Genomic DNA, 26,752 nt, shown 5'->3' on the forward strand with positions numbered 1-26,752 from the left:
GCGGGACGCTCCTGTCACGGCCGCTCCCGGGCGGCCGTACCGGACCCGGCTACGGCCGGGCGGCGAACCTCTCGAGCAGGTCCACGTGCCCGGACACGATCAGCATGTCCCGGGAGGACACCTTGGTCTCGGGCCGGGCGTAGGTGAAGTCCTCGCCGGGTGATTTCACGCCGACGATCGTGACGCCGTACTTGGACCGGACCTTGGACTCATCCAGGGTGAAGCCCACGGTTTCGCGCGGCGGGTACATCTTGACGATCGCGAAGTCGTCGTCGAACTCGATGAAGTCCAGCATCCGGCCGGAGACCAGGTGCGCCGCCCGGACGCCGGCGTCAGCCTCGGGATAGATCACATGGTTGGCGCCGATCCGCGTGAGGATCTTGCCGTGCGAGGGCGTAATCGCCTTGACCCAGAGGTGCTCGATGCCGAGGTCCACCAGGTTCACGGTGATCAGCACCGAGGACTCGATCGAGGTGCCCACGCCACAGACGGCGGAGCTGAACTCCTGCGCGCCGAGCTGCCGCAGGGCGTCGATATTGGTGGCATCGGCCTCGACCACGTGGGTGAGCACCGGGGCCCACTTCTGCACCAGGTTGCGGTCACGCTCGATGGCCAGCACCTCGCGGCCCTGCTTGACCAGCTGTTCGGCGGTGGATGAGCCAAAGCGCCCCAGGCCGATCACCAGTACGGGGGCATTGTGGGCGGGGCGGTGGGTGGCGCCTGACGGATCAGCCAATGATGGGCCTCTCTTCCGGGTAGTGGTACAGCTGGCTGCGCTGGCGCAATGCCAGGGCAGCGGCGAGGGTTACGGTGCCGACGCGGCCCGCAAACATCAGCGCGGACAGGACATAAACGCCCGACGGCGGCAGTTCGGCACTGAGGTTCGTGCTTAGCCCCACGGTGGCGAAGGCTGAAATGGTCTCGAACAGCACCCGGTCCAGGGAGGCACCGCTGATGTGCAGGAGCATGAAGGCTGAAACGGAAACCAGTGTTGCGCCGGCGACGATCACCGAAATGGCCACCCGCATGGTTCCCTGCGGGATGGTGCGGCCGTAGACCTTCACGTCGGCGTCGCCGCGGGCTTCGGCCACGATGGCCAGGAACATCACGGCGATGGTGGTCACCTTAATGCCGCCGGCCGTGGAGGCCGACCCGCCGCCGGCGAACATCAGGGCATCTGTGAGGAGCATGGTGGTGGATTCCATGTGGTTCTGGTCCACCAGGTTGAAGCCGCCGGACCGCGTCATGACGGAAGCGAAGAGGGAGTGCGTGATTTTGTCGCCGACGTCCATGGAACCAATGGTCCGCATGTTCTCCCACTCCATGAGCCCCCACAGCACGGTTCCGGCCGCCAGGAGGATGAATGACACCTGGATAGTCAGTTTGGTGTGCAGGTTCCATTTCTTCCAGTTCAGCCCGTTCTGCTGCAGCACCATCACCACAGGGAAGCCCAGGCTGCCGAAGAATACGCCGAGCATCAGCGGAATGAGGATCCACAGGTCGGTTTCGTAGGGAACGATGCCGTCCGAGTGTGGCGTGAAACCGGCGTTGTTGAAGGACGAGATCGAATAGAAGACGCCATGCCAGACCGACTGGCCGAAGCTTTCGCCCAGCGTCAGGAACCGGGGGATGAGGGCAAGCGCCAGGATGGCTTCAATGACCACGGACGTGGTGATGACGATCCGCAGCAGGGTACCCACTTCGCCCAGGCGGCCGGCGTTGTTCATGGCTTCCTGGGCGATCAGCTTGCCGCGCACGCCGAGCTTCTTGCTGACCATGAGCGCCAGCAGCGAGGCCAGGGTCAGGGTGCCCAGGCCGCCCACGAAAATGCCGACCAGGATGACCAGCTGGCCAAAGAAGGACCAGTGCACCGCGGTGGACACGACGGTCAGGCCGGTGACGCAGACTGCGGACACTGCGGTGAAAAGAGCCTGGTGCAGGGGAGTGAAGTCACCGGTCGCGGAAGACGCCGGCAGGGACAGGAGCCCCGTGAACACGAGGATGACAACACCGAACGCAGTCAGTGCCAGCCGAGCGGGCGAGGTGTTGGCAATATTGTCGATGAAGTCGCGGATGCCGGTGAAGATCCACAGGCCCTCACGCTCCGGCATGCCGGGGTGCCAGTTAGCCGGGCTCTTGGACCTCGGCTGGCTTTGCGTCATGTGCGGCTTTTTTCCTCGGTTGAAACTGCTTCTTTCAGTAGTAAACCACTATATTCCGCGCGATGACCGGGAAATCCGGCTACCAGGCTCGGGTAGCCTGTCCTTGATGACATTCCTGCCCGGACTCGCTCAGCCCGCCCTGCCAACGACGGTGGTGTGGGACATGGCCATGACCGCATACAACTTCGGCCATGGACACCCGATGGCCCCGGAGCGCATGGAACTCACCGCCCGCCTGGCCCAAAGCCTGGGCCTGCTGGACCTGGGCCACGTTACTGTAGCCGCCCCGGACGTGGCCGGCGATGACGAACTGTGCACCGTTCACAGTCCCGAGTTTGTGGCGGCCGTTCGGCGCGTCAGCTCGAACCCGGACGTTCCCGACCTTGAGCGCGGCCTCGGCACGGACGACGACCCCGCGTTCGCCGGGATGCACGAGGCCAGCGCGCGGCTTGCCGGCGGTTCACTGCTGGCGGCGAGTGCGATCCTGGATGGCAGTGCCGTTCGGGCAGTTAATTTCGGCGGCGGCATGCATCACGCGGCCCGGGACCGCGCCAGCGGCTTTTGCATCTACAACGACGCCGCCCTGGCGATCCAGAGGCTGCTCGACGGCGGTGTGCAGCGTGTGGCATATATCGACGTCGACGCCCACCACGGCGACGGGACACAGAGCATCTTCTGGGATGATCCCCGGGTCCTCACCGTCTCCCTGCACGAGACCGGACTGACGCTGTTCCCCGGCACGGGCTTCGCCAACGAGATCGGCGGCCCCAACGCCCAGGGCAGCGCGGTCAACGTGGCCCTTCCTTCCGGCACGGGCGACGCCGGCTGGCTGCGGGCGTTCCATGCCGTGGTGCCGCAGCTGATCGGTGCCTTCGAACCCGAGGTCATCGTGAGCCAGCACGGCTGCGACTCACACCGGCTGGATCCCCTCACGCACCTCAACATCAGTGTGGACGGCCAGCGCGAAGCCGCCACCGCCGTCGGGAATCTTGCTGCCCGCTACTGCGGCAACCGGTGGATTGCCACGGGCGGAGGCGGCTATAACGTGATCAGCGTGGTGCCGCGCTCCTGGAGCCACCTGATTGCGATCGCCGCCGGACGGCCGGTGCCGCTCCGCACCCCGGTCCCCGAGGAATGGCGGCAGTACGTCCAGGACAAGTACGGGGCAAAGTACGGGGTGTCCGCGCCGGAGCTCATGGGCGACGACGTGGATCTGTGGTGGCGCTCGTGGGAGGTCGGCTTCGATCCCAATGACGAAGTGGACCGCACGGTGATGGCCACGCGAAAGGAAGTGTTTCCGCTGTACGGCCTGGATCCCTGGTTCGACTAGCGCGTGGTCCGGCTAGGTGAGCGGCTTTTCCGTCTGGAACACCACCCCGGCGGCGCCGATGAGCCAGCCCAGCAGGGACAGTGCGAACGCGCCGATCAGGTCCGTGGACGCGGTTCCTTTGAACAGCCAGAGCACCAGGACGAGCAGTCCCACCACCATGTAGACCACTACCGCCGCCACGATCCGCCCGGACAGCCGGGCGGTGACTTCGGCCGGGTTGACCGCGATGCCCGTGTCCGCGTCGCCGGGCTGGAGATCACGGCGGTTTTCTTCGTCGCGGCGGACCTCGGCGATGGTGAAGCCCAGGGCCGACGCCGTCAGTGAACTCAGCGACGTGGCCAGCACACCCGCGGCGGTGACCAAGGCTCCGTTCAACGGCGGTGCGACAGTCCTGCCGTCAGGGACCCAGAACCCGACGCGCAGCAGCACCGAGGTCCAGACCGCCACGAACAGGCCCAGAAACACAAAAGCGATGATGTTGAACAGTTGCTGGCGCAGAAAATCCATGGCCACCCACCCCTCATGTTTGTGCGGCCGCAGCCGGACAGCCCGGGGCAACCGTGAGTCCGTTCTAGCACCGTGGCCGGTAGGGGGCAATGGCCTTTGTGCGCGGGGCGAAATAGTGGATGCCATCCGGCGTATATGTCGCTAGGGTGGATGCCATGGTGACAGACGACGTATTTGCCGTCATTGCTGAGGCAACCCGGCGTGACATTCTGGTATCCCTCCGCTCGGGGGATAAAGCAGTGGGGGAGCTGGTTGAGGAACTGGACGCCAGCCAGCCCACCATTTCCAAACATTTGAAGGTGCTTCGCGAGGCCGACCTCGTCAGCATGCGCGCCCAGGGCCAGAAGCGCTACTACGCCCTGAACCCCAAGCCGCTTGCAGGTGTCGCCAGCTGGTTGGAGACGTTCGACGTCGGGCCGCGGGCCGCCGTCGCGAGCTCAGCGGCCGCAAGCTCACCGGCCGCCCGCATCCTGGAGGAAAAAACGGAGCAGGCCGTCGAATCCGCGGCGCCGTCGCCGGTGCCGGCCACTGCAGGGGCGGGCCGCCCGGCTGCCGCGGAAGTCTCCGGGCTCTCGGCGGGCGGGCAGCTGAGCCCTGCCGTTGCGATTCCGGTGGCCACGGCCGGGGATGACTCGGTGCCGCAGCAGATCGGCCGCACCGTGGGCCGGGCCGCCACCAAAGCCGCCGACCTCATCGCGAACCTGCCGAAGTTCGGCCGCAAAAAGTAACCCAGATACCCAACTGACTCGCAGATAACGCTGTCAAAACGCGTTTTCGGTGCGTTATCTGCGAGTCAGTTGGGCGGGGCGTGCGGCGGCGGGACCGGCTACTTGCCGAGGATCCGCACATGGTCCGGGGTGAGCTCGGACAGCTTGCTGACGCCAAGCAGCGCCATGGTGCGGGTCATGTCCTTTTCCAGGATCTGGATTGCCCGGTCCACACCGGCCCGGCCGCCGGCCATGAGGCCGTACAGGTAGGCGCGGCCGATCAGCGTGAAGTCGGCGCCCAGAGCCAGCGCGGCAATGATGTCAGCCCCGCTCATGATGCCGGTGTCCAGCATGATCGCGGCGTCGGAGTTGTCCTTGGTGAAGGCTTCCTTGACGCCGGGCAGCAGGTGGAACGGGATGGGCGCGCGGTCCAGCTGGCGGCCGCCGTGGTTGGAGAGCACCACGCCATCGGCACCGTGGTCCACCACCTTGCGGGCGTCGTCCACGGTCTGGATGCCCTTGACCACCAGCTTGCCCTTCCACGTTTCGCGCAGCCAGTCGAGGTCCTCGAACGTCAGTGTGGGATCGAACATGGAGTTGATCAGGTCCGCCACCGTGCCCGTGTAGCGGGACAGTGAGGCAAACGTCAGGGGTTCGTGCGTGAGGAAGTTGAACCACCAGGCGGGGCGGTAGGACGCGTCCAGCACGGTCTTCAGCGTGAGCGCCGGCGGGATGGTCATGCCGTTGCGGACGTCTCGGAGGCGGGCGCCGGCGACGGCGGTGTCCACCGTAACCATGAGCGTGTCGTTGCCGGCCTTGGCGGCGCGCTCGATCATTTCGAGCGAGCGGTCGCGGTCCGTCCACAGGTACAACTGGAACCAGTTGCGTCCGCTGGGTGCCGCCTCGGCAACATCCTCGATGGATGCGGTGCCCATCGTGGAGAGGGTGTACGGAATCCCGGCGGCCTCGGCGGCCTGGGACCCGGCGTACTCGCCTTCGGACTGCATCATCCGGGTGAAGCCGGTGGGTGCGATGCCAACGGGCAGCCGGGACGGCTTGCCCAGGATCTCAGTGCTCAGGTCGATACTGGAGACGTTCCGGAGGATGCCCGGACGGAACTCGATGTCCAGGAAGGCCTCGCGGGCACGGCGCAGGGTGATCTCTGCTTCCGCGGCGCCGTCGGTGTAGTCGAAGGGGGCCTGCGGGGTGCGGCGCTTGGCCATGTCCCGCAGCTCCCAGATGGTGCTGGCACGCTGGAGTTTCGCGGCGCGGCTGAACTCCGGCTTTTTGAACTGCATCAGCGGGGCGAGGTCCGAGTACTTGGGCACGCGCCGCTTGAGCGCGGCGGGGACAGCGGCTGCCGCCCGGTTCACCGCGCCGGCTACAGAGCCGCCGGTTGGGGCGCCGGCGGGAGTGGTGCCGGGCGCGTCGGTCGAGTCGGGGGCCGGCGTGGTCTCCGGGTTGTTGGGCTGGATGGTGTGCGTCATTGCTGCCTCCGGGGCATAGGGCTGTGGTGGCTCTGGACAGAGGGTCTGGACAGGTTGTTTCTGTGGTCTAACCACACTCTAAAGGATGTGGTCCAACCACATCAAGTACCATTGGCCCATGCGTACCCATCAATTGGTCCTGCAATGGATCGAGAACCAGCTGTCGAGTGGCGAGTTGGCCCTGGGCGGCCGGCTGCCGGCGGAGCGGACGCTCGCCGAACAACTTCAGGTCTCGCGCACGTCCGTCCGCGAGGCGATCCGGGTCCTTGAGGCCATGGGCGTTGTGCGCGCGGGAGTTGGATCCGGGCCCGAAGCCGGCACCGTGGTCATCGCGGACCCGACGGCGGCGCTCGGCTCGGCCCTGCGCCTGCATGTGGCCACTTCGCACCTCCCGGTGGCAGACATCGTGCAGACCCGGATCCTGCTGGAATCCTGGGCCGTGGCCCGCGCCCGCACGGACTCCCCGGCGCTGGCTGAGGCCGCCGCGCTGCTGGAAAAAATGGAGGCGTGCCCCGACACGGACGAATTCCTGGCGCTCGACGTCCGCTTCCACCTGGCCCTCGCCGAAGCCGCCGGGAACGCCGTGGTCAGCGCAATGATGGGCTCACTGCGGGAGGCCATCCAAAGCTATGCCGGCAAGCTCACGGCCAACCTTCCCGACTGGGACGCCACCGCCGCCCGCCTCCGTGCGGAGCACCGCGAAATCCTGGCAGCCATCCACAATCACGACGGCGGTACGGCCGCCGGGCTCGTGGCAGCCCACATCGACGGGTACTACAAAGAAGCCGGGCTGGACCCGAAGGATTCGGACCCAACCCGGCATTAGCCGGGGAGTTTTTGTCCAGATAACGTCCCGAAAAGGGCGTCTATCTCGCGTTATCTGGACAAAAACTCCAATGGAAGAGCGGCCTAGCGCAGTTCGATCTCCAGCACCTGGAAGTCGTCAGCCGCGTGCCGGCCAACCAGCAGGCGGAACGTGCCCTGCTCGAACTGCCACCCGCCGTCGTAATGCCCGAAGGCCTTCGCCGGGATGCGAACCTCAACGCTGTCCGTCCCGGCCGGCGCAAGGTGCGTTCCGGCATAGCCGGCGAGCCAGCGGACCGGGCGCTCCACGGCCGAGTCCGCGCGGTCAAGGTACACCTGGACCACTTCGCGGCCCGTGCGCGTGCCGGTATTCCGGACCGGAACGTGCACCACAACGTCCTGCCCGGCCGGAACCGACTGGGGTGCGTGGGCGGTGCCCAGCTCGAACGTGGTGTAGCCCAGTCCGAAACCGAACGGCAGGGCCGGCGCGGCTCCGCCCGCGGCTTCCTGCTTCAGCCACGCGCGGTAGCCGACGTGGATCCCCTCGGAATAAACCACCTTGCCGTCAACCGGCGTGGTGTTGACGACGGGCACATCCGCCAGTGCGGCGGGCCAGGTGGTGGGAAGACGTCCGCCCGGTTCCTCGGCGCCCAGCAGGATGTCAGCGATGGCGGTGCCGAATTCCTGGCCGCCGAACCACCCCAGCAGCACGGCGCCCACCTTGTCCAGCCATGGCATGAGCACCGGGGACCCGGAGTTCACCACCACTACCGTGCGCGGGTTCACCCCGGCCACAGCCTCCACCAGCTGGTTCTGCCGGCCGGGAAGGTCCAGGTCCTTGCGGTCGAATCCTTCGGACTCGATGGCCGCGTTGGTGCCCACCACGACCACGGCCACATCGGCGGTCCGTGCGGCTTCAACGGCGGCGTCAATTTCCGCCTGCGGGTCCGTGACCACCGTTTCCTCACCCAGGAGGATGGCGGTGAACGGAATGACCTGCTGCGTCGGCAGCTTGTACTCGGCCTCGATGCGCACGCTCTGGCCGGCTGCGGTTTCAATGGCGTGGACGGTCTTGGGCGGATCGAACAGGGCGGCGCCGAGGACGTCGGTATCGTCCTCGAGCCCGCTGTTGAACACCTCGGAACCGTTGAGCGCCAGGCGGATCTGTCCGACCGTCCCGACGCCCAAATGGTGGACGCCAGCGGTCTCCGCAGTCCAGTCGGCCTGCATCCGGATGGCGGCTGCGCCGTCGGGGATGCCCACGCCGAACCAAATCAGGTGCGAGGCAAGCCGGTCCTCGCCGGAAATTTCCGAGCCGTCCCCGGCGAGGAACGTGACCCGGATCCCGGGGACGCCGGACACCGGGTTGCGCAGTGAGTGGCGGGGGAACGCCTGAAGCCCCTCGGCTACCTTGGCGCCCCGGACATAGCTGACGTCGACGCCGGTGGGCAGTGCCTTCCGCAGTCCCTCCAGCGGCGAAACCGCGTACTTGGGCATCACCGTGGCGCTGCCGCCGCCCTGGGTGCGCGCCTCCTCGGCGTTATGGCCGATTACCGCGACGCTGCTGAGCCTGGCGGCGTCCAGCGGCAGGAGGCCGCCTTCGTTCCGGATCAGCACCGCGCCGCGGACCGCCACCTCACGGGCGACGGCGGCGCCGTTCAGCTGGGCGGGAAGCTCCGCCACGGCTGGGGTGAATCCCTCGAGGGAACCCACGCGTGCTGCCAGCCGCAGGATGCGGGTGACCTTCTCGAGGATGGCGTCCCGGCTGACCCGGCCATCGTTCACGGCGGCCAGCAGCTTGGGCCCCCAGTGGCCCACGGGGCCGGGCATTTCGAGGTCCTGGTGTGCGTTGGCCGCATCCACGGACCGGACACCGGTCCAGTCCGAAACCACCACGCCGTCAAAGCCCCATTCCGTGGACAGCGGGGTTTCGAGCAGCTTGTTTTCACTCGCCGTGGTGCCGTTGATCGAGTTGTAGGAGCTCATCACCAGCCACGCGCGGGCCTCCGTGATGGCGTCCTCGAAGGCCGCCAGATAGAGCTCGCGCAGGGGACGCTCGGCCACCACCGAGTCCGCGGTGAACCGGTCCGTCTCGGCCTCGTTGGCCAGGTAGTGCTTGGGTGTGGCGCCGACGCCCATGGACTGCACGCCGGAGACGTACCCGGCAGCCATGGTTGCCGTGAGCCGCGGGTCCTCGCTCATGCATTCGAAGTGGCGGCCGCCCAGCGGTGAGCGGTGCAGGTTGATTGTGGGGCCCAGGACGGCGTGCACGCCCTTGCGACGCGCCTCCTGTCCCAGCACCTGGCCGTAGCGGCGCGCCGTTTCGACGCTCCAGGTGGCGGACAGGGCGGACGACGACGGCAGGGAGATGGAGTCGTGGCGCTCGTCGAAGTCTTCGCCGCGGACGCCGGACGGTCCGTCAGACATCACCACGCGGCTCAGCCCGATTTCCGGAATGGCATGCGTGGCCCAGACGTCCGCGCCGGTCAGCAACTGGACCTGCTGCTCGAGGGTGAGGCTCTGGGCGAGTTCGCGGATGCGCGCCTCGGCGTCCGGGGAATCCGGGGCCGGGGCCAGTACGGCCGGTGACAGTGCGGGGTTCATTTACTTGACTCCTTTGATGCGGATGACGAGGAGGGCGCCTATGATGCCGATGGCTGCGCCGCCGAGGAACAGGGCGGGGTATCCGCCGAAGGCGATGACCGGGAAAGCAACCGCGGGCACCAGGGACTGGGGCAGCGCCTGGGCAATGTTGAACACCCCGAAGGTCTTGGCGTTCTCGCTCTGGCTGCCGGGCAGGAGATCGGCGATGAGGGCGACGTCCACGGCGCCGAAGCAGCCGAGGCCGAGCCCGGCAATCGCCTGGCCCACGAGGACCTGGTCGGTGGTGCTGCTGGTGGCAATAACGATGAGGCCCACCATCATGATCAGCGCGGAGGCGATGACCATGCCCTTACGCTTCCCGATGCGGTCACTGATCCAGCCGCCGGCGAGGCTCGTGGCGACCGTACCGGCGGAGCTGACCAGGGTTGCCTGGAACACCAGGCTGGTGACCTCGGTTTCAGCCACGTGGAGGTGGTCCGTGAAGAAGTACGGCAGGTAGAGGAGTCCTGCGCAGTAGCCGATGTAGACCATGAACTTGGTGAGCCAGGCCCAGCCCAGTCCGGGATAGGTGCGGGGATTGAAGTAGAACGACCCCAGGATCTCCTTGAGGTTCAGCGGGGCCGGCTTTTCGGTCAGGACCCGGTCCTTGAACGTAAAGGCAAAGGCGATCGCCACTGCGGTTCCCACGACGCCGGGCACCACGGCCATCTGTAGCGCGTTGTCGAACAGCTGTGCGAAGAAGGCTGCTGCGACCAGGCCCACGGGGAGGGTCATGCCGATCAGCCCGGACAGGCGCCCGCGCTCGGCCGGAGCGGCCTGGTCGGGGAGCGTCGCCACGAGGGCGGCGAGCGCGGCGTTGAAGCCGAGCTGAGCGACCACCCACGCAATCAGCGCGGTGGAGACGTCGGTGGCCGAGCCCAGCAGGAACAGCGACGCCAGCCCTACGAGGGATCCGCCGACGATCCAGGGCTTGCGCATGCCGAACCGCGACGTGGTGCGGTCGCTGAGCCTGCCAAAGAACGGGTTGGCGAGAAGTGCGACCATGGCGCCGACGCCGGCCACGAGGCTCAGTGCCCCTGCCCGGGTATCCGGTGTGGTGATCTCGGAAACCTTGATGGCCAGAACCACCAGGGCCGGTGCCAGGACGGCCATCCACAGGCCCGCGCTCGCGATGGGCATGCCGATGACATAGGCACGGGGCGCCTTTGCCGGCGCCTGAGGCGCTGCCCCTGACGGGGCGCTGACTGACGTATTGCTCGTTGACGTGCTGCTGTCTGGGGTTCCGCTGGCCGGAGAAGCAGCGGAATCCTGGGGAATGGTCTTGACGGCCACATTGCCTCCTGACGAAAAGTGACCCTCCGTTGGGTCCTGAGAATGATGGTAGCGACAAAAACCTAGTCTGACTAGATTTTTAAAGAACAAAGTGAAATACACTGACTCAATGTCATCGTCGAAGCCACGCGGCCAGTACCCAAAGGGAGCGGAGCGCCGCGAACAGATAATCCAGACGGCCACTGATGTTTTTGCCACGGAGGGCTTCGAAGGCACGGCGCTCAAGCGCGTGGCCGAGCTCGTGGGGGTGAAGGAAGCAACCTTGTTCCACTACTTCCGGGGCAAGCAGGAGCTTCTCACTGCAGTCCTCGCGGAAAGGGACCGGCGCAGCCTTGCGGCCAGCGACCATGAGGAAGTGGGCCTGCGGCTGATGGCGCCGATCGCCGAGCGGAACCGCAAGGAGCCGGGGCTCACCACGCTCTATGCCGTGGCCTCAGCCACCGCAAACGACCCGGGTCATGATTCCCACCCGTATTTCCAGGAGCGCTATGCGCTGGTGGTGGAGGAACTGGCCGCGGACATCGCCCGCCGCCAGGACGCCGGCGAGGTGCGCCGGGACGTGCCCGCGCAGAAGCTGGCACGGCTGGTGGTGGCCGCCTTCGACGGCCTCCAGCTGCAGTGGCTTTACGACAAGAATGTGGACATGGCGGACGGCCTGACGCAGCTCATCGACGTCCTCCTGGCTCCGCCCGCAGCTTAGCCCCGCAGCTAGCCAGCGCGACGGCGGTACGCCCCGACGCGCCCCGGCCTCGACGCGCCCCGGCCTCGCCGCCGGATGGAGTTTTTGTCCAGATAGTGCCGCCAAAGGGGCGTAGAGGGCGCATTATCTGGACAAAAACTCGCAGGTCGCGGCTAGGACTTGCTGACCGTTCCCGTGCTGCTGCGGACTTCCAGCCGCGGCTGGAACACCGTAGGTCCCTCGGCGACCGCGTCGGAGGGTACGTTGCGGATCAGGTCCCGCATCCGGTGCCAGGCCTGCTGGCCCAGCTCGGTGATGGGAACCGCTGCCGTCGTGAGCGTAGGCGTGGTGTAGCGGGCAAACGGGATGTCGTCGAAGCCCGTCACCGAAATGTCCTCCGGGACCCGGATGCCGCGCTCATGCAGTCCGCTCAGAAGGCCCATCGCCACAAGATCGTTGAAGGCCAGGACGCCGGTGGCTCCGCTGGCCAGGACCGCGTCCGCTGACCCGTGGCCGGCCTCGAAGCTGGAGCCGCCGTCGAGCATCTGGAGGTCAATCCCCGGGTGGGCGGCCTTGAACTTCTCCAGCCCCGCGAGGCGCAGGCCGTTGGACGCGCTCCGTTCAGGGCCGGCCAGGAAGGCGAGCCGCGTGTGGCCCAGGCCCACGAGGTGCTCCGCGAGCTCCTGGATGCCCTGGCCATAGTCCACCATGAGGCTGGGTGCGCGGGTGTCCATGGTGGTGCGGTTGATCAGCACCATGGGGTGCAGTGACGGCGCGAGTTCCTCCAGTTCGGCGTCGCCCATACGCGGTGCACAGAGCACCAGTCCGTCGCAGCGCCGGCGCGCCTCGCCGGCGAGGATGGCCTCCTCGCTGGAAACCTCGGAGGAGTCGGCGATCAGGACGCGGTAGCCGTCCTGGGCAGCCGCCATGCTGAGGCCGCGGAGAATGGCCTGGAACGTGGGGTTGGAGAGGTCCGGCACCACAATGCCGATGGTGTCGGTCTTGCCCAGCGCCAGGCTGCGGCCCACCGGGTTCGGCTGGTAGTTCAGCTCGGTAGCTGCAGCCCGGACCCGGGCGGCAATGGTGGCGTCAACGGTGAAGTTGCCGTTCATGACACGCGACACCGTCGCGTGCGAAACGCCAGCTTTGAGCGCGACGTCGGCAATGCCGATTCGCCGGGTGGTGGCTCTCCTGCCCATGTGGCCCCTTTCCGGGCTTCTCCGACTCCATCCCAATCAGCGGGATGGTTGACGTGACCGCCAGAGTCTTGATACAAAGCTTATAACGCTCTGAGAAAACGCTTTCTCACAATTCTCACCGCACCACTACCGGCCGTCAAGCGGCCAGCGTTCCTGCCTTCCGAAAGGGTTACACCGCAATGGGCAACACAGCCAACACCGTCAATCCAGGCAGCGCCGTCGCTGCCGACGACACAACTGCCGACGCAGCCGCTTCCGCCAACCCTGTCCGCAAGGCGCGGATCGTCCTGATCGGCACGGGTGGCCGTTCCGAAATGTACATCCGGGCAATCTTCGGCAAGCACTCGGACACCGCCGAGCTCGTGGCATTCTCCGACGTCAACCCGGGCCGGGTGGAGTTCTACCAGAAGCTCATCCAGGAACTTGGCGCACCGGGCCCGGTTGCAGCGTTTGATCCCGCCGATCTGACCGCGTTCATCCGGGACAACGATATTGACCGCGTTGTGGTGACAACGCCGGACTACACGCATGCCGACTACATCGTGGAAGGCCTCGAAGCCGGCGCTGACGTCGTGGTGGAGAAGCCGCTGACCATCGATGCCGAAGGCTGCCGCCGGATCACCAGGGCCGTCGAGGAAACGGGCCGGAACGTCGTGGTCACCTTCAACTACCGGTACTCACCGCGCAACAGTGCACTCAAGGAGATCATCCAGAGCGGCGTGATCGGCAAGGTCACGTCCATCGACTTCAGCTGGGTCCTGGACACGGTCCACGGTGCGGACTACTTCCGCCGCTGGCACCGCGAAAAGAAGAACTCCGGCGGTCTGCTGATCCACAAGGCATCCCACCACTTCGACCTGGTCAACTGGTGGATCGACGACGTCCCGGAGCGCGTTTTCGCCTCCGGTGGCCTGAGGTTCTACGGCGACAAGAACGCGGCCGCGCGCGGGCTCGGCCCGCGTCCGGAGCGGGGCACTCCAGACGCCGGAACTGCCGGCACTCCCGTTTCCGCCGCCAAGGACCCATTCGCGCTGGACCTGCGTGAAGACGAGCGACTCAAGGCACTCTTCCTGGACAACGAACACTTCGACGGATACCGCCGCGACCAGGATGTCTTCACGTCCGGCATCACCATCGAGGACAACCTGGCGCTCGTGGTGGACTACCACGGCGGCCCCACACTCAGCTACTCCCTGAACGCCCACAGCCCGTGGGAAGGCTACCGTGTGGCGGTCAACGGCACCGAAGGCAGGGCGGAGCTCGAAGTCGTCGAACGCGCCGCAGTGCTGCACAGCACCGACAAGAAGACCGCGGTGGACCCCTCGGCAACGCCGGTCGAAGAAGAGGACTCGGTGCGCCGCAACGGCGAACGCCTGGTGGTCCAGCGGCACTGGGAGGCAGCCTACGAGGTGCCGATCGTCAATGGCGAAGGCGGCCACGGCGGCGGCGACGAACTCCTCCTCTCCGACCTCTTCAACGGTCCCGGCGAGGACCCCCTGGGACGGCCCTCCGGCTACCTGGACGGACTTCGCTCCGTGTCCGTCGGCATCGCGGGCAACGCCTCCCTGGAGTCCGGGCTTCCGGTCCGCACCGCGGACCTGGGACTCGGAGCAGACCTCCGCCGAGCCCCGGTGACCCGAGCCCAGTGACCTGCGGCAACCAACCGAGCGCCAACCAACCGAGTGCCAACAGACCCGAATAAGGACCCGATCACCATGAGCAGGATTTTTGTCACCGGCGGCTCCGGCCGGCTGGGGCGCAGTGTTGTGGCCGGCCTCGCCGGTGCAGGCCACCATGTCATCTCCGTAGACCGCGACGCCGTCCCCGCCGCCCAGCTGCCCGACGGCGTCGAGCAGCGCACCGCCGACCTCCTGGCGCCGGGAGAGGCGGAACGCCTCCTTCGGGAAACAGCGCCCGACGCCGTCGTCCACCTTGCGGCGATCGCCGTACCGTTCAGCGCACCTGAGGACGTCATCCTCAGCACCAACACGAGGCTGGCGTACGCCGTCGTCAGCGCGGCGACGGAACTGCGCATCGGCAAGATCATCACGGCAAGCAGCCCCACAGTGCTCGGCTACGGCTCGCCCGCGGGCTGGCTCCCCGAGAGCTTCCCGGTGAACGAGGAAACCGCACCCCGGCCCTGGAACGCCTATGCACTGTCCAAGCTCATTGCCGAACAGACCGTACAGATGTTCGCTGCGGTCCAGGGGGATGCCATCCGCTATGCGGCCTTCCGTCCCTGTTACGTGATTTCGCCGGAGGAGTGGGCGGGTGCGCCCACCCAGCAGGGCCACACCGTCCGCGAACGGCTGGCCGATCCGGCCTTGTCCGCGCCTGCACTGTTCAACTACGTGGATGCTCGCGACGTGGCGGACTTCCTGGACCTGCTGCTTGCCAGGATGGACACCATTCCCAACGGCCAGACCTTCTTCGTGGGGGCCGCCGACGCGCTGGCCACAGCTCCGCTTGCCGAGCTGATGCCGCGGTTCCTGCCTGGCAGTACGGAGCTTGCCGCCGGACTCACGGGCACCAGCCCGGCATTCTCGATCGCCAAGGCCCGCGAACTGCTCGGCTGGGAACCCACGCGAAGCTGGCGTACCGAGCTGTCCGAGCCACTTTCCGAGCCGACCGAAGCACCGTCCCAACTTGTTCTGCCCCTCAACGATGAGACCCCCGCCGCGCTGGTCGCGGCCGGCACAGGATCCAAGGAGACCCCATGAAATTCGACGGCGTACTGTTCTTCCCTGTCACACCCTTCACACCGGAAGGGGACGTGGACGTGCAAATCCTCAAAGAGCACATCGCGTCCCGCCTGCCGCACGGTCCGGGCGGCGTGTTCCCTGCCTGCGGCACCGGCGAATTCCATGCCCTGAGCATTGACGAGGTGCGCACAGTGGTGACCGCCGCCGTCGAGGCCGTAGCGGGCCAGGTGCCGGTTGTTGCCGGTGCCGGCGGGCCGCTGGGCCACGCGCTCGCCGCCGCCCGGGTGGCCGAGGAAGCGGGGGCAGACGCCCTGCTGGTCCTCCCACCGTACCTTGTCACCGGCCCCACCGACGGGCTGGTGGCCTACATCGAGGCCGTGGCCGCGGCCAGCAGCCTGCCGGTGATCGTCTACCACCGCGGGAACGCCAAATACTCCGCCGCCTCCATGGCGCGGCTGGCCGCCAACCCGAAGGTGATCGGCTTCAAGGACGGCCTCGGCGACGTGGGCCTCGCCCAGGAAATCGTCACCGCCATCGCCGCCAGTGGGCGCGAGGACTTCCTGCTTTTCAACGGCCTGCTCACCGCGGAACTGACCCAGGGTGCCTACCGCGGCCTGGGCATCCCGCTCTACTCTTCGGCGGCCTTCGCCATGGCGCCGGAAATCGCCAAGGCCTACTACGACGCCTACACCTCCGGTGACGAAGACCGCCGGCACGCGCTGCTGGAAGGCTTCTACGCGCCGCTGGTCCGCCTCCGCGACCAGACCCCGGGCTTCGGCGTCTCCCTCATCAAGGCCGGACTCCGGCTGGGCGGCCTGCCGGTGGGCCCGGTCCGCGCACCGCTGGTCGACCCCACCGAAGAGCAGCTGGTCCAGCTTAAGGCCATCCTGGCCAAGGGCTACGAGCTGGCCGGCCGCTAATGAGTGCGCCCGTTGCCGAAGGGGTCCGGACGGCGCCGCTCATAACGGGTCTGTCCACGCGCCTCCTGACGGTTCCGCTCCTGCGCAGCTGGGGCGCGGAGGCACCGGAAAACCACGTGATCGCCACCGAAATCCAGACGGACGACGGTGGGACCGGGCACGGGTTCTCCTGGACCCCCACCATCGGCCCGCACGCGGTCAAGGCCCTCCTGGATTTCGACATCGCTCCCTTCATTGCCGGGCTTGAAGCGAACCCGGAAACCGTGTGGGACCGGCTGTGGAAGCGGCTGCACGAGGCCGGCGGCGGGGGACTGACCACCATCGCCATGGCCGGCGTTGACCTTGCACTGTGGGACCTGCAGGCCCGCCGCGCCGGGACGTCGGTAACCGGGCTGCTGGGCCAGCGCCAGGATTCGGTGGAGGTGTACGGTTCCGGCGTGAACCTGCACTATTCCCTCGGGGAGCTGGTGGCGCAGGCGGAACGCTGGGTGGCAGCCGGGCACCACGCCGTCAAAATCAAGGTGGGCAAGCCGGACATCCGGGAAGACGCGGAACGTGTTGCTGCTGTCCGGCAGGTCCTGGGGCCTGACCGGAAGCTCATGATCGACGCCAATCAGCGCTGGGACCTGCCCACCACGTTCCGTGCCTTGGACGTGCTGGGGGAGTTCGGCCTTGACTGGCTCGAAGAACCCCTCCGGGCGGACGACCTCTGGGCGTACCGCAGGCTGCGTCAACAATCCCCGGTACCCATCGCACTGGGCGAAAACCTGCACAACATCTACCGCTTCCGCGATTTCATCGAGGCGGGAGCGGTGGACATCATCCAGCCCAACATCATCCGTGTCGGCGGCATCACACCCTTCCGCCGCATCGTGGAGCTGGCACGCACGCACAGCATCAGGGTCATGCCGCACCTGCTGCCCGAACTCTCCGGCCAGCTCGCGCTGACCATGGCCGAACCCACCCTCGTGGAGGACGTCGAGGACGCCTCCTTCGAACAGCTTGGCGTGCTGGACGCGCCCTCGCCCGTGCGGGTCAGCAACAGCCGGCTCACCCTCGCCGGCCGGCCCGGCGTGGGGTTCGCCTTCCGCGGGGCACCCGCCGACAACCAGAACAGGAAGCCACAGTGACAACAGCAACCCTCGACCTGACTGCCGTGACAACAGCCGCCACCCGGGCGGCCAAAGCCGCCGCTGCCGCGTCCGACGTCGACCGTGCCGCCTGGCTCCACGCCGTCGCCGACGCCCTGGACACCAACGTGACGGAACTGGTGGCCATCGCCGATTCGGAAACCCGGCTGGGCACGGCACGGCTCACCGGTGAGGTGGCACGCACCACCGCACAGCTGCGGCTCTTCGCCACGGTGATCACCGAAGGCTCCTACCTCGAAGCCGTGATCGACCACGCCGATCCAGCGGCCACGCCGCCCAAGCCTGACCTGCGGCGGCTGCTGAAGCCGATCGGGCCGGTGGCTGTCTTCTCGGCGTCGAACTTCCCGTTCGCGTTCTCGGTGGCCGGCGGCGACACTGCGTCGGCGCTCGCCGTCGGCTGTTCCGTCATCGTGAAGGCCCACTCCGGCCACCCCAGGCTCTCCGAGCGGACGGCGGAAATCGTCACGGGCGCACTGGCCGCGGCCGGCGCTCCCGAAGGCCTGTTCGCCCTCGTCAGCGGCCGGGAAGCCGGCACGGCGCTGGTGCAGGACCCGGCCATCAAGGCCGTGGGCTTCACCGGATCCATTCCCGGCGGCCGGGCGCTGTTCGACCTCGCCGTCTCCCGGCCCGAACCGATTCCGTTCTACGGCGAGCTTGGCAGCCTCAACCCCGTGGTGATCACTGCTCAGGCCGTGCAGGCCCGCACCGCAGAGCTGGCCGCAGGCCTCGCGGGCTCCTTCACCCTCGGCGCCGGGCAGTTCTGCACCAAGCCGGGGCTGGTCTTCATCCCTGCGGGCACCGGCTTCCCCGCCCGGCTCGCGGAGGCGGCCAAGGACAAGGGTGCGGCGCCCATGCTGACGGAGCGCATCGCCGAGGCCTACCCTGACGGCCTGCGGAGCGTCGCGTCAATGACCGATGCAACAGGGGCGGCTGCCGTCGAAGTGGTCAGCGGGTCGGTTGAGCAGGACGCGGCAACGAACGGTGCGGCGCCGGTCATCTTCAGGACGACCGCTACCCTCGTGCTGGAGCGCCCGCAGGAACTGCTGGAGGAGTGCTTCGGTCCCACCACGCTGCTGATCGAGTATTCAGGCCCGGACCAGCTGAGTGAAGTGCTTGCCCTGGTGCCCGGCAGCCTGACCGCCACCGTCCACGCCCAGCCGGACGAGGACGTTTCGGGGCTGGTGGAGCAGCTTGCCGGACTGGCCGGACGCGTGCTGTTCGACGGCTGGCCCACAGGCGTGGCCGTGAACTGGGCCCAACAGCACGGCGGCCCGTACCCGGCCACCACGTCGCTGTTCACCTCTGTGGGGGCGACGGCGGTGCGGCGCTTCCAGCGCCCCGTGGCCTACCAAAACGCTCCGGAAACTGTGCTGCATCCTGCCCTGCGGGAAGCCAACCCGCTGGGCATTCCGCGCCGTGTTGACGGCGTGCTGGTGCTGCGCTGACCAGGCCCTGACCTGCCTGCCGGGCCGCAGACTGCCCCGTAAGATCCGGCACGTGCGGAAGCGACACAGGAAAATCACCCTCCGGAAACGTTGCTGCAATCTCGCTGGAGGATGCTGATCTCAAGTGATGACCGGCCTTAGCTGAAGCGCCGGTCTCAGCACATTCAGCGCCAGGGGAGGGGCTCATTGTGGATGCAGGCGGGAAATCAAATGTCCGGACATGTTCGGAGTTGTCGGCCGGTGAGGAAATCGAGGCCTGGCACAAGGGCCGGCTGTTCCACCGGGGCCGCGTGACCGAGACGATTCCGTCCACCGAGCTGTTCTGGATCGTGGACTCACGGACGGGGTCTCGCAAGCTGCTGGACGTGGAAGCCCTGGAGATCGTCAGGGTGGAAAAGATCATCCCTGTCGAGGCCGTGCGGACTGAATCCGTGCGGACCGAGGCCGCCTACGTTGAAACCGACCGGGCTGAGAGGGCGGTCCGCGCGGAACGGGCTTCGGTTACCCGGGCGTCCCGACGGGAGCCGCACGTCGTGTGGTTCTCCTCGGCCTGAGGCGTGCCGTAAGGCTGCATCAGGCCGAGGAGCAGGTGACCGCCGGGCGGTTGACTGCCTAGTGTTTGAGCGCGGCGGGGTCCAGATGGCTGATGCCCTCTGGCGTGATCTGCAGGACCCGCGCCGTGGAGATGTCATAGAAGAGCCCCACGGCGTGCACGCGTCCGGCCTTCAATGATTCCTGAAGGCCGGGGTGGCGCTCGAGCCTGTCCAGCTGGACTGCGACGTTGACCATCGCCAACTGGTCGACGGCGCCGTACCCCGCATCAGCCGCTGCCGCCTGAACCGGATGCCCTTCGCGGAAGGCGGCCAGGCTTGGCCGTGCGTGGTCGAGCCAGACGTCGATGGCACCCCTCCGGCCTGCATCGGGACCCGCATCCGTCCCTGCGCCCGAGCCGGAACCGGACTCAACCACAGTGCCCGAGCCGTCCGGATCGGCCCACAGCGCGGTCATGGCGCCGCAGCCAGAGTGCCCGCAGACCACGATCGATTCCACGGACAGCTCGCTGAGGGCAAATTCCAGGGCTGCCTCAATGGACGCGTCGCGGCCGTTGCCGCCCACCACGTTGCCAACATTCCGGACGGTGAACAGATCACCGGGACCGCTGCTGGTGATCAGGTTCGGCACCACGCGGGAATCCGAGCAGGCAACGAAGAGTGTGCCCGGGTCCTGGAACGAGGACAGCTCCTGCACATGCGGACGCACCAGGTGGGCGTTCCGCCGGTGGTAGTTGTCCACTCCGGTCAGGACCGAGCGCAGCGGCGCGGGTACTTCCGGACCCGCGGGCGCATGCCCCGGCAGGAGACGCCGCTGCCAGCTGCGCCACGGGGCGAATCCGCTCCGAAGAGCCGAACGGGAACTGCCGCGGCTCGGGGGACCGGCCTGGGCATCGTAGAGCGTTGCCGTGCCGCTTTCCTCGATGACCACCGTGCCGCCGTTGACTACATGCCGGTTGCGCCAGGCGTCCAAGGTGTCGTGGACAGGATGGTCCAGGAAATCGACCTCCAGCTCAACCGTGACGTGCGCGCCCGCCGGAACCGAGGCCAGCACAGTGCTCAGGCGCGGGAGCGAAAGGAAGCTGCACGATCCGTCGATGACAACGCGCCATCGGTTCCCGCCGTCGGTCCCCACGGGTTCTGCGTGGATGCTGGCCCGCGCCACACGCCAAACAACGAGTGCGATGGCAAGGACCAGGCCGGTCAGGACACCTGCGAGCAGGTTGATGAACACCACGCAGAACAGCGTCACAGCGTAGACCGTCAGGTCTCCGGTCCGTCGGGCCGTCTTGATGTCGGCCGGCCTGACCAGGCGGGAGCCGATCACAATCAGCAGGCCAGCGAGGACAGCCTGCGGAATGAGCTGGATCAGGCCCGCCAGCAGCAGCGAGAAGACCAGCACCCAGATGCCGTGCAGCACGGCCGACTTGCGTGTCCGGGCGCCTGCCTCGAGGTTGGTGGCGCTCCGCACGATCACTCCGGTGACGGGCAGGCCGCCCAGCATCCCGGAGGTCACATTGGCTGCACCCTGGCCCAGGAGCTCGCGGTTGAAGTCCGTCCGTTTCCCGTGGTGCATCTTGTCAACGGCCACGGCGGAGAGCAGCGATTCAACACTGGCAATCAGCGCGATGGTCACCACGCCAATGACCACCGCGGTCCAGTTTCCGTCAGGGAGCTCCGGAAACGACAGCGCGCCAAGCAGGGAACCGTCGAACGTAATCCTGTCGACGTTGAACGGCAGGGAAAGCGCCGTTGCGACGATGACGGCAACCAAGGGTCCGGGAACCCGCCGGATCGCTGCGGGCAGGTGCTTCCAGCCCAGCAGCAGCGCAATGACAATGGCGCCAAGGACAGCGGCGGCGATATCCGCGGCGAAAATGCTGCCCGGCATGGTCATGATGTTCTCCCAGGCCTCACTGGCAGACTCAGCGCCGAGCATCACGTGCAGTTGCTGCAGCACGATGGTGATGCCGATGCCGGCAAGCATGGCGTGGACCACCACCGGTGCGATGGACAGCGCGACGCGGCCCACCCGAGCCAGACCAAGCAGAGCCTGGAGCACACCGGCCGCGGCCGTGATGGCGCAGGTGACCGGCCAGCCGAACTGTTCGATCAGCCCCGCTACGATCACGGTCAGGCCCGCGGCGGGTCCGCTGACCTGAAGGGGTGAACCGCCGAGGCTGCCGGCCACGATCCCGCCCACGGCGGCGGCGATCAGGCCGGCCATGACGGGGGCGCCGGAGGCGGCCGCAATACCTAAAGAAAGCGGGACAGCCACCAGGAAGACCACCAGGGAAGCCGGCAAGTCCCAACGGAGTCCTGCTGTCAGGAACGTCCGGACGCTCTGGGGGTCGGGTGGTTCCGGCGGACCTTGCCGGAGAGTGGCGGACTCCTGGGCAGTCGGGGCATGCGGGTCCGTCTTGGCGGGTGCAGATGGCATTGCAGTCCTTCGCTGGTACGTCGCGGTCCCGTGCCACGCTATTGACGCCCCGGTTCAGCCCGCAAGGGAACTGGTGGTGAGATAAAACACGCCAAAAACCCGCTCCAGGCAACGTAACGGAGGCTCAACTAACCGGTTGCAGGGGAACGCGGTGCCATCTGTTTCCCTATGACAGGGAGCGATGCGATGCCCCACCGAATCAGACTTGGTTTTCAAGTCAAATCCATTCGATGGGGCATCGAATCGGCATCCAAGGCGGAAAATTTTCTGCGGCTTTCTCCCGAAAGCGCCTGCCGGTCTATACCAGTGACTCCGTATTGCGGCGGTGGTTTGGGTCTGTGCGATGCTGTGCGGGTGCTGGGAAGCGAGCGCTCACAGCTGAAGGGTCAGCGGCCGGGGGATGCCGTTCACGACGGCGGTCGGCCAGCGCGGATCCACCGTCAGGGTGGTGATGCCCGACTCCGTCAGCTGCACCGTGTCCTCGATCTTCACTCCCGGCCCCGAGGGGTTCCAGGTGAAGGTCTGGTTGCGGACCACGGTGTCGTCAGTGGCGGGCGTGGCCCGGGGATCGCGGCCTGCATAGCCGGCCGGGCCGCCTTGGTGGTGGAGGGTCCATTGGCCTGCGCCGAAACCGTGCCGGGGGTAGGCTTCCTGGATTTCCGCGAAGATGCCGTCCAGCCGGGCACCGGGAACCGTGGCGTCAAAGATGTCCGCCTCCACAGCGGCAATCCGGGCTTCGGCGTCGCGCTCTGCAGGCGCCCCGGCGTCGAACCGCACCCAGCGGGTCACGTTGGCCACCAGCCCGTTGCGCCGCGCGCACACCACCGCCATTGCCCGCCGTCCGAGCGGTGCGTGGGTAGGCAGCGGGTGCCGGAACTCGGTGCGGCCCGCGCCGTTGCAGAGAAGCACCAGCGGCTCGGCCCCCATCGCCACGATCCGCGCGGCCAAGGCAGAGGCCACACCGAACTCCGTGGTTTCCGGCGTGGCCCCGGATAGGACGTCGGTCATCGCGGCAGCCGCCTCGGCGCAGAGCCTGGCGTACCGGGCGCTCTCGCCCGGCAGGAACTCCTGGCGGGCGGCCCTGAGTTCGGCGGCGACATCGGCTTCCGCCAGCGGTTTCCCGCCGGGGGCGAGCATGGCTGCGGCGGCATGCAGCTGTCCGTGCCAGGGCACGGTGTGGAGGGCGACGCCGTCGGGCAGCTCCTCCGCCGCGATCCGGGCGGCCTCGTTCGTGAAGGTGACCAGGTGGTCGCCGTCGCGGTCAACCAGCATGGCGGCGATGGGGTCGCCGGCGAGGCTGATGTGGACCCGGCTCCCGTCCAGGTACCAGGTCAGTGCTGTGTTCGTGGTGAGCAGCAGCGAATCCCGGCCCGCGGCATCCAGGATGTCCAGGACGCGCCGCCGCTTCACGGCGCGGTCGGCCGGGTTCCCCGGTGCTGCCCCGTTCGCCGTTGCCTGTAGGACGGGAGGGAAGGCGGCTGTTGCAGCTCCTTCTGCTGCGGCGTCCGGTTCCTGCTGTGCCTGTTGGGTAGCGGTGTTCATTTGGATTCCCCCAATGTAGTGATGAGCTGTTCGATGTCGGCAGTGGACAGGAGGCCGTCGGCCACCAGCACCGTGACGGTTCGGTGAAGCGGGCGGGCGTGGCTGGTTGTTGCTGCCTGCTCCCACGCCAGGGACAGTCCGACGCCGGGATACCCAGCCATGCGGACGAACCAGGGATCCCCCGGCTGCTCTGCGCCGGTGCCGGGCAGGAAGACAAGGGTGGCCGGACCGCCGTCGGCCTCTCCGTTCCTGAAGCTGCCGGACCATGCCAGCCAGGGCGCCGCGGGGGAGGGGACCGAGCCGTGCACGGCGTCCTCCCCGTCCGCGGACGCGGTCCACACAGCGGCCCCGTCGACGGGAGGCAGGCGCCAGAAGAAGCCGCCGTAGCCGCCCTGCGGCCGGCCGTTCGAGCCCGGGCTGCCGAGTTTGACCGGGTCCGGGCCGGACGGGGTGATTTCGAAGTCGAGGGTGAGCCGCCACGTGGAGGCGGCGACGGCGGCCCAGCTCCACGTTCGCCGTTCGTTGAGGAGGGGAGACCCGTCCGGTGCCAGCCAGGCCAGGGTTTCAGTCCGGGAACCACCCTCGTTTTCGACCGCGAGCGTGACGATCCGTCCGTGGTCCTTCCGCCAGGCGTAGGCGCCGGCGTCGCGGGTGAACGTGCGTCCGCCCCAGAAGTTAACGCCGTCCACGTCCTGGATGGCGACCCCCGCGCCAAGGTGCCACACGTGGTCCTCGGGCAGATGGTCCGTCACTACGGTGCCTGCCAAGGTGCTGACCGGGTGAAGGTACGGGCGGGGCGATGAGGTGGGCATGATCCGGCTGCCGTCTGCCGGCCTCGCCACCACTTTCCCGTTCACTATGAACGGAGCCTGGGCGCCGGCAGTGGATTCCCCGGCAGCGGGCAGCTCACGGGTCAGGTCACATGCCCACGGCACGCCGAGCTCCGCAAAGGTGGCCTGCGCCGCCGCGGCCCTGCGTACCAGCTGGCGGATTCCGTGGACAACGGGGTGCGCGTCGTCGCCCTCGCCTTCCCAGGTGACATGCCCGGCGCCGATCGCGCGCGGCTGCTCCGCCGTCCGGATGGCTTCGAGCACCTTCATGAAGGCGCCGTTGCCTGCCAGCGGACTCAGCAGCCCGTGGTCCCCGCCACGAGACCGGCGGGCAGCGAGGAGGTTTTCCAGCATGTCAGTGCGGCCGAACACCTCGGTGCGCTCGCCGCCGGGCGTGGTGACCGCCAACCGGTCCTCCGTGTAGAAGAATTCGGCGCGACCGACCGTCCCATGGACCGTGACCGACGGCGGGGTCTGTTCGTCCGCGCACAGCGTCAGGGCGCAGAGCAGGACGGCCCCGCCGGCAGTGCGCACGCGGAGCACCGACGTGTCGTCGCTCTCGGTCGCGTGGGCCCGGTACAGGTCCGTTTCCACGGATACGACGTCGGCGGCCAGTGCCGCACCGGCGATCCGCAGCCCGGTGGCCACCGCATGGGCCAGGGCGTTGGTGGCCACACCGTCCACGACGTCCGTACCGTCCAGGCTCCGTTTGCCCGCCCACCGCGAACGCTTGAAGTATCCCTTGGTGCGCACCCACGTGCCCACCGCGCTGACGCTGCGGACCTCGCCGATTGCTCCGGACGCCACGAGCCGGTCCAGGGCCGGCAGGGCATGGGAGCCGAGGCTTTGGAAGCCCACCTGGACCAGCCGCCCTGCCTGATGGGCGGCGGCGAGCACAGCGTCTAACTGGGCCAGGGACGCCATGGGCGGCTTCTCAACATAGACATCAGCCCCGGCAGCGATTGCGGCCAGCGCCAGCGGCGCATGGGTCTGGATGGGCGTGGCCAGGATGACGACGTCCGGCGCCGTCCCGGCGGCCAGGAGCTCCTCCAGGGACGGGAACGTCGCAACCCCGTCAGGCAATGTGCCTTCCGCCGGCGGTCGGGGGTCCGCTACCGCGACGAGCTCCACGAGATCCAGCGCGGCAAGCCGGGCCAGATTGTCCAGGTGACGTGCCCCGTAACCGTGTGCGCCCACGAGGGCCACCCGTGGTGCGGGGCCGGTAGCCGCGGCCCCGGTTGGTGTCCACTGACGCTGGTTGGTCGCGGTGGAGCTGAAGGTCTCGGCTGTCATAAGTGTCCGTTCTGGCGGGCGAAGACGCGGTGGGCTGGGGAGAGGGACCCGAGCAGGAAGTCGGCGGCTTCCTCCTGCATGTCCGTGGTGAAGGCGTGCCCGCCCGGCCAGAAGCTGCCGGTGTAGCGGCCGGACGTATCGTGCGCACCCAGCAGCGCATCGGCGTCGCGCATTCCGTCCTGCGGGAACAGTTCGTCGGCGAGCCCGTACTGCACCAGGAAGTTGTCCGCCATCGAGCGCGCTGCGAGCCCGGGATATTCGCCCAGCCGCGGCAGGCCCGGGGTCTGCAGGAGCCATGAGTGGGCATCCAGGTACGACGGGAACAGCGAGCGGTACGTGGTCATCATGCACGTGACCGCGAAACTGCGGACGAGCGGGCTGAGCGCGGCCAGCATCAGGGACCGGCCGCCTCCTCCGGAAAAGCCGACGGTGCCCAGCCGACGGGCATCCACGCCCGGAAGGCCCGCAAGGACGTGCAGCGCCGCGAGGTCGTCGTGCGCCACCATTCCGGCGAAGCTCGTGCCCAGGAGGCCGGCTGCCTTGGCAACAGTGTCCTCGTGCGCCGCCGCGGCGGCGTCGTACAAATCCGCTTCAGAAGGCACGACGCCGGCCTCCCGCCAGAGTGCCTTGCGGCCCTCGATGACGGCGGCTGTCCGCCACGGTGGCGTGCCCAGGTCGAAGCGGCGGCTGCCCCAGGAGAAGGTGTCATGGGCCAGGACCGCGAAGCCCCGGGATGCGAGCCAGGTGGCAAAGGGTCGGCCGCCGTAGAGCTTTTGCTGGAGGGCCGATGTGTCCAGGCCTGGATCCACGAGGCGCGGATCCACAAGGCGCGGATCCACCAGGCGCTCGGCGCCGACTGACTTGATGCCGGCATGGCAGTGGAGCGCCAGGACTCCCGGCAAGGGCCGGACACGCCGGCCGGGCGCAGGAACCAGGCGCGGGTGCGGGGACCGAAACCCAACTGCCAGCTGACCCGCGAAGTAGTGACGCCGTCGTGCGTCTCCTCCGATTCGAGCGCAGCTGACTCCGGCACGGCGCCAGGGTTGGCCGGCGCGGACGGAACGCCC

Annotated in this window: 21 protein-coding genes; 10 read left to right on the forward strand and 11 right to left on the reverse strand. The window is 67.8% G+C overall.

Annotated elements, in window-relative coordinates; all coding sequences use genetic code 11:
• Positions 1-49: 49 nt before the first annotated feature.
• Both J2S97_RS17360 and J2S97_RS17365 read right to left on the reverse strand, forming a co-directional pair.
• Positions 50-736: a potassium channel family protein gene (locus J2S97_RS17360; RefSeq protein WP_104173368.1), complete on the reverse strand. Its 687-nt coding sequence runs from the start codon at positions 734-736 to the stop codon at positions 50-52.
• Positions 729-2,162, reverse strand: a complete 1,434-nt coding sequence (locus J2S97_RS17365) for a TrkH family potassium uptake protein (protein ID WP_307051192.1) — start codon at positions 2,160-2,162, stop codon at positions 729-731. The genes J2S97_RS17360 and J2S97_RS17365 overlap by 8 nt, the downstream gene beginning before the upstream one ends.
• 106 nt (positions 2,163-2,268) lie before the next feature.
• Between J2S97_RS17365 and J2S97_RS17370 the strand changes: the two genes are divergently transcribed.
• Positions 2,269-3,492: an acetoin utilization protein AcuC gene (locus tag J2S97_RS17370; protein WP_307051193.1), complete on the forward strand. Its 1,224-nt coding sequence runs from the start codon at positions 2,269-2,271 to the stop codon at positions 3,490-3,492.
• A gap of 12 nt (positions 3,493-3,504) precedes the next feature.
• Here J2S97_RS17370 and J2S97_RS17375 read toward each other — a convergent pair whose 3' ends face one another.
• A complete protein-coding gene (locus J2S97_RS17375; protein ID WP_307051194.1) occupies positions 3,505-3,999 on the reverse strand; it encodes a hypothetical protein in 495 nt (164 codons plus the stop codon).
• 155 nt (positions 4,000-4,154) lie between these two features.
• Between J2S97_RS17375 and J2S97_RS17380 the strand changes: the two genes are divergently transcribed.
• A complete protein-coding gene (locus tag J2S97_RS17380) occupies positions 4,155-4,727 on the forward strand; it encodes an ArsR/SmtB family transcription factor (RefSeq protein ID WP_307051195.1) in 573 nt (190 codons plus the stop codon).
• Positions 4,728-4,825: 98 nt separating this feature from the next.
• Here J2S97_RS17380 and J2S97_RS17385 read toward each other — a convergent pair whose 3' ends face one another.
• Positions 4,826-6,193, reverse strand: coding sequence for an alpha-hydroxy acid oxidase (locus J2S97_RS17385; protein WP_307051196.1), 1,368 nt, complete (start codon positions 6,191-6,193; stop codon positions 4,826-4,828).
• Between the two features lie 118 nt (positions 6,194-6,311).
• Between J2S97_RS17385 and J2S97_RS17390 the strand changes: the two genes are divergently transcribed.
• Positions 6,312-7,019, forward strand: coding sequence for a FadR/GntR family transcriptional regulator (locus J2S97_RS17390; protein ID WP_307051197.1), 708 nt, complete (start codon positions 6,312-6,314; stop codon positions 7,017-7,019).
• Between the two features lie 83 nt (positions 7,020-7,102).
• Here the strand turns inward: J2S97_RS17390 and J2S97_RS17395 are convergent, their stop codons facing one another.
• Both J2S97_RS17395 and J2S97_RS17400 read right to left on the reverse strand, forming a co-directional pair.
• Positions 7,103-9,601: a beta-glucosidase family protein gene (locus J2S97_RS17395; RefSeq protein ID WP_307051198.1), complete on the reverse strand. Its 2,499-nt coding sequence runs from the start codon at positions 9,599-9,601 to the stop codon at positions 7,103-7,105.
• Positions 9,602-10,933 (reverse strand): MFS transporter, encoded by a 1,332-nt coding sequence (locus tag J2S97_RS17400; RefSeq protein ID WP_307051199.1) that lies wholly within the window; start codon positions 10,931-10,933, stop codon positions 9,602-9,604.
• A 109-nt stretch (positions 10,934-11,042) separates the two neighbouring features.
• Here J2S97_RS17400 and J2S97_RS17405 point away from each other — a divergent pair, with 109 nt between their 5' ends.
• Entirely contained in the window at positions 11,043-11,633 is a 591-nt protein-coding gene (locus J2S97_RS17405) for a TetR/AcrR family transcriptional regulator (RefSeq protein ID WP_307051200.1), read from the forward strand.
• Positions 11,634-11,785: 152 nt separating this feature from the next.
• On the opposite strand, the gene J2S97_RS17410 is transcribed toward J2S97_RS17405, so the two are convergent.
• Positions 11,786-12,811, reverse strand: a complete 1,026-nt coding sequence (locus J2S97_RS17410; RefSeq protein ID WP_307051201.1) for a LacI family DNA-binding transcriptional regulator — start codon at positions 12,809-12,811, stop codon at positions 11,786-11,788.
• A gap of 179 nt (positions 12,812-12,990) precedes the next feature.
• On the opposite strand from J2S97_RS17410, the gene J2S97_RS17415 reads away from it, so the two are divergent.
• From J2S97_RS17415 to J2S97_RS17440, 6 genes are all read left to right on the forward strand, one after another.
• A complete protein-coding gene (locus J2S97_RS17415; RefSeq protein ID WP_307051202.1) occupies positions 12,991-14,460 on the forward strand; it encodes a Gfo/Idh/MocA family protein in 1,470 nt (489 codons plus the stop codon).
• 66 nt (positions 14,461-14,526) lie between these two features.
• Positions 14,527-15,531 carry an NAD-dependent epimerase/dehydratase family protein gene (locus tag J2S97_RS17420; protein WP_307051203.1) on the forward strand — a complete coding sequence of 335 codons (1,005 nt, stop codon included), beginning with the start codon at positions 14,527-14,529 and terminating at the stop codon, positions 15,529-15,531.
• Positions 15,528-16,433 carry a 5-dehydro-4-deoxyglucarate dehydratase gene (locus J2S97_RS17425; RefSeq protein ID WP_307051204.1) on the forward strand — a complete coding sequence of 302 codons (906 nt, stop codon included), beginning with the start codon at positions 15,528-15,530 and terminating at the stop codon, positions 16,431-16,433. Before J2S97_RS17420 ends, J2S97_RS17425 begins: the two co-directional genes overlap by 4 nt.
• Positions 16,433-17,563 carry a mandelate racemase/muconate lactonizing enzyme family protein gene (locus J2S97_RS17430; protein WP_307051205.1) on the forward strand — a complete coding sequence of 377 codons (1,131 nt, stop codon included), beginning with the start codon at positions 16,433-16,435 and terminating at the stop codon, positions 17,561-17,563. Before J2S97_RS17425 ends, J2S97_RS17430 begins: the two co-directional genes overlap by 1 nt.
• Positions 17,560-19,029 (forward strand): aldehyde dehydrogenase (NADP(+)), encoded by a 1,470-nt coding sequence (locus J2S97_RS17435; RefSeq protein ID WP_307051206.1) that lies wholly within the window; start codon positions 17,560-17,562, stop codon positions 19,027-19,029. The genes J2S97_RS17430 and J2S97_RS17435 overlap by 4 nt, the downstream gene beginning before the upstream one ends.
• A 230-nt stretch (positions 19,030-19,259) precedes the next feature.
• A complete protein-coding gene (locus tag J2S97_RS17440; RefSeq protein ID WP_307051207.1) occupies positions 19,260-19,583 on the forward strand; it encodes a hypothetical protein in 324 nt (107 codons plus the stop codon).
• Positions 19,584-19,641: 58 nt separating this feature from the next.
• On the opposite strand, the gene J2S97_RS17445 is transcribed toward J2S97_RS17440, so the two are convergent.
• From J2S97_RS17445 to J2S97_RS17460, 4 genes are all read right to left on the reverse strand, one after another.
• On the reverse strand, positions 19,642-22,020 hold the full coding sequence (locus J2S97_RS17445; protein WP_307051208.1) for a bifunctional SulP family inorganic anion transporter/carbonic anhydrase: 2,379 nt from the start codon (positions 22,018-22,020) through the stop codon (positions 19,642-19,644).
• A gap of 372 nt (positions 22,021-22,392) precedes the next feature.
• A complete protein-coding gene (locus tag J2S97_RS17450; RefSeq protein ID WP_307051209.1) occupies positions 22,393-23,562 on the reverse strand; it encodes a M24 family metallopeptidase in 1,170 nt (389 codons plus the stop codon).
• The gene (locus J2S97_RS17455) at positions 23,559-25,685 is read right to left on the reverse strand and encodes a DUF6807 family protein (RefSeq protein ID WP_307051210.1); all 2,127 of its coding nucleotides are present in this window, start codon (positions 25,683-25,685) and stop codon (positions 23,559-23,561) included. Before J2S97_RS17455 ends, J2S97_RS17450 begins: the two co-directional genes overlap by 4 nt.
• Positions 25,682-26,587: an acetylesterase gene (locus J2S97_RS17460; protein ID WP_307051211.1), complete on the reverse strand. Its 906-nt coding sequence runs from the start codon at positions 26,585-26,587 to the stop codon at positions 25,682-25,684. Before J2S97_RS17460 ends, J2S97_RS17455 begins: the two co-directional genes overlap by 4 nt.
• Between the last annotated feature and the right edge of the window lie 165 nt (positions 26,588-26,752).

Origin of the sequence: Arthrobacter oryzae (assembly GCF_030812315.1) — a bacterium.
GTDB classification, from domain to species: domain Bacteria; phylum Actinomycetota; class Actinomycetes; order Actinomycetales; family Micrococcaceae; genus Arthrobacter; species Arthrobacter oryzae_B.

Coding starts and splice junctions, on each gene's coding strand:
- J2S97_RS17420 (WP_307051203.1), top strand. CDS start 14,527: ATGAGCAGGATTTTTGTCACCGGCGGCTCCGGCCGGCTGGGGCGCAGT.
- J2S97_RS17390 (WP_307051197.1), top strand. CDS start 6,312: ATGCGTACCCATCAATTGGTCCTGCAATGGATCGAGAACCAGCTGTCG.
- J2S97_RS17405 (WP_307051200.1), top strand. CDS start 11,043: ATGTCATCGTCGAAGCCACGCGGCCAGTACCCAAAGGGAGCGGAGCGC.
- J2S97_RS17380 (WP_307051195.1), top strand. CDS start 4,155: ATGGTGACAGACGACGTATTTGCCGTCATTGCTGAGGCAACCCGGCGT.
- J2S97_RS17365 (WP_307051192.1), bottom strand. CDS start 2,162: ATGACGCAAAGCCAGCCGAGGTCCAAGAGCCCGGCTAACTGGCACCCC.
- J2S97_RS17410 (WP_307051201.1), bottom strand. CDS start 12,811: ATGGGCAGGAGAGCCACCACCCGGCGAATCGGCATTGCCGACGTCGCG.
- J2S97_RS17415 (WP_307051202.1), top strand. CDS start 12,991: ATGGGCAACACAGCCAACACCGTCAATCCAGGCAGCGCCGTCGCTGCC.
- J2S97_RS17450 (WP_307051209.1), bottom strand. CDS start 23,562: ATGAACACCGCTACCCAACAGGCACAGCAGGAACCGGACGCCGCAGCA.
- J2S97_RS17425 (WP_307051204.1), top strand. CDS start 15,528: ATGAAATTCGACGGCGTACTGTTCTTCCCTGTCACACCCTTCACACCG.
- J2S97_RS17395 (WP_307051198.1), bottom strand. CDS start 9,601: ATGAACCCCGCACTGTCACCGGCCGTACTGGCCCCGGCCCCGGATTCC.
- J2S97_RS17430 (WP_307051205.1), top strand. CDS start 16,433: ATGAGTGCGCCCGTTGCCGAAGGGGTCCGGACGGCGCCGCTCATAACG.
- J2S97_RS17455 (WP_307051210.1), bottom strand. CDS start 25,685: ATGACAGCCGAGACCTTCAGCTCCACCGCGACCAACCAGCGTCAGTGG.
- J2S97_RS17385 (WP_307051196.1), bottom strand. CDS start 6,193: ATGACGCACACCATCCAGCCCAACAACCCGGAGACCACGCCGGCCCCC.
- J2S97_RS17370 (WP_307051193.1), top strand. CDS start 2,269: ATGACATTCCTGCCCGGACTCGCTCAGCCCGCCCTGCCAACGACGGTG.
- J2S97_RS17445 (WP_307051208.1), bottom strand. CDS start 22,020: ATGCCATCTGCACCCGCCAAGACGGACCCGCATGCCCCGACTGCCCAG.
- J2S97_RS17375 (WP_307051194.1), bottom strand. CDS start 3,999: ATGGATTTTCTGCGCCAGCAACTGTTCAACATCATCGCTTTTGTGTTT.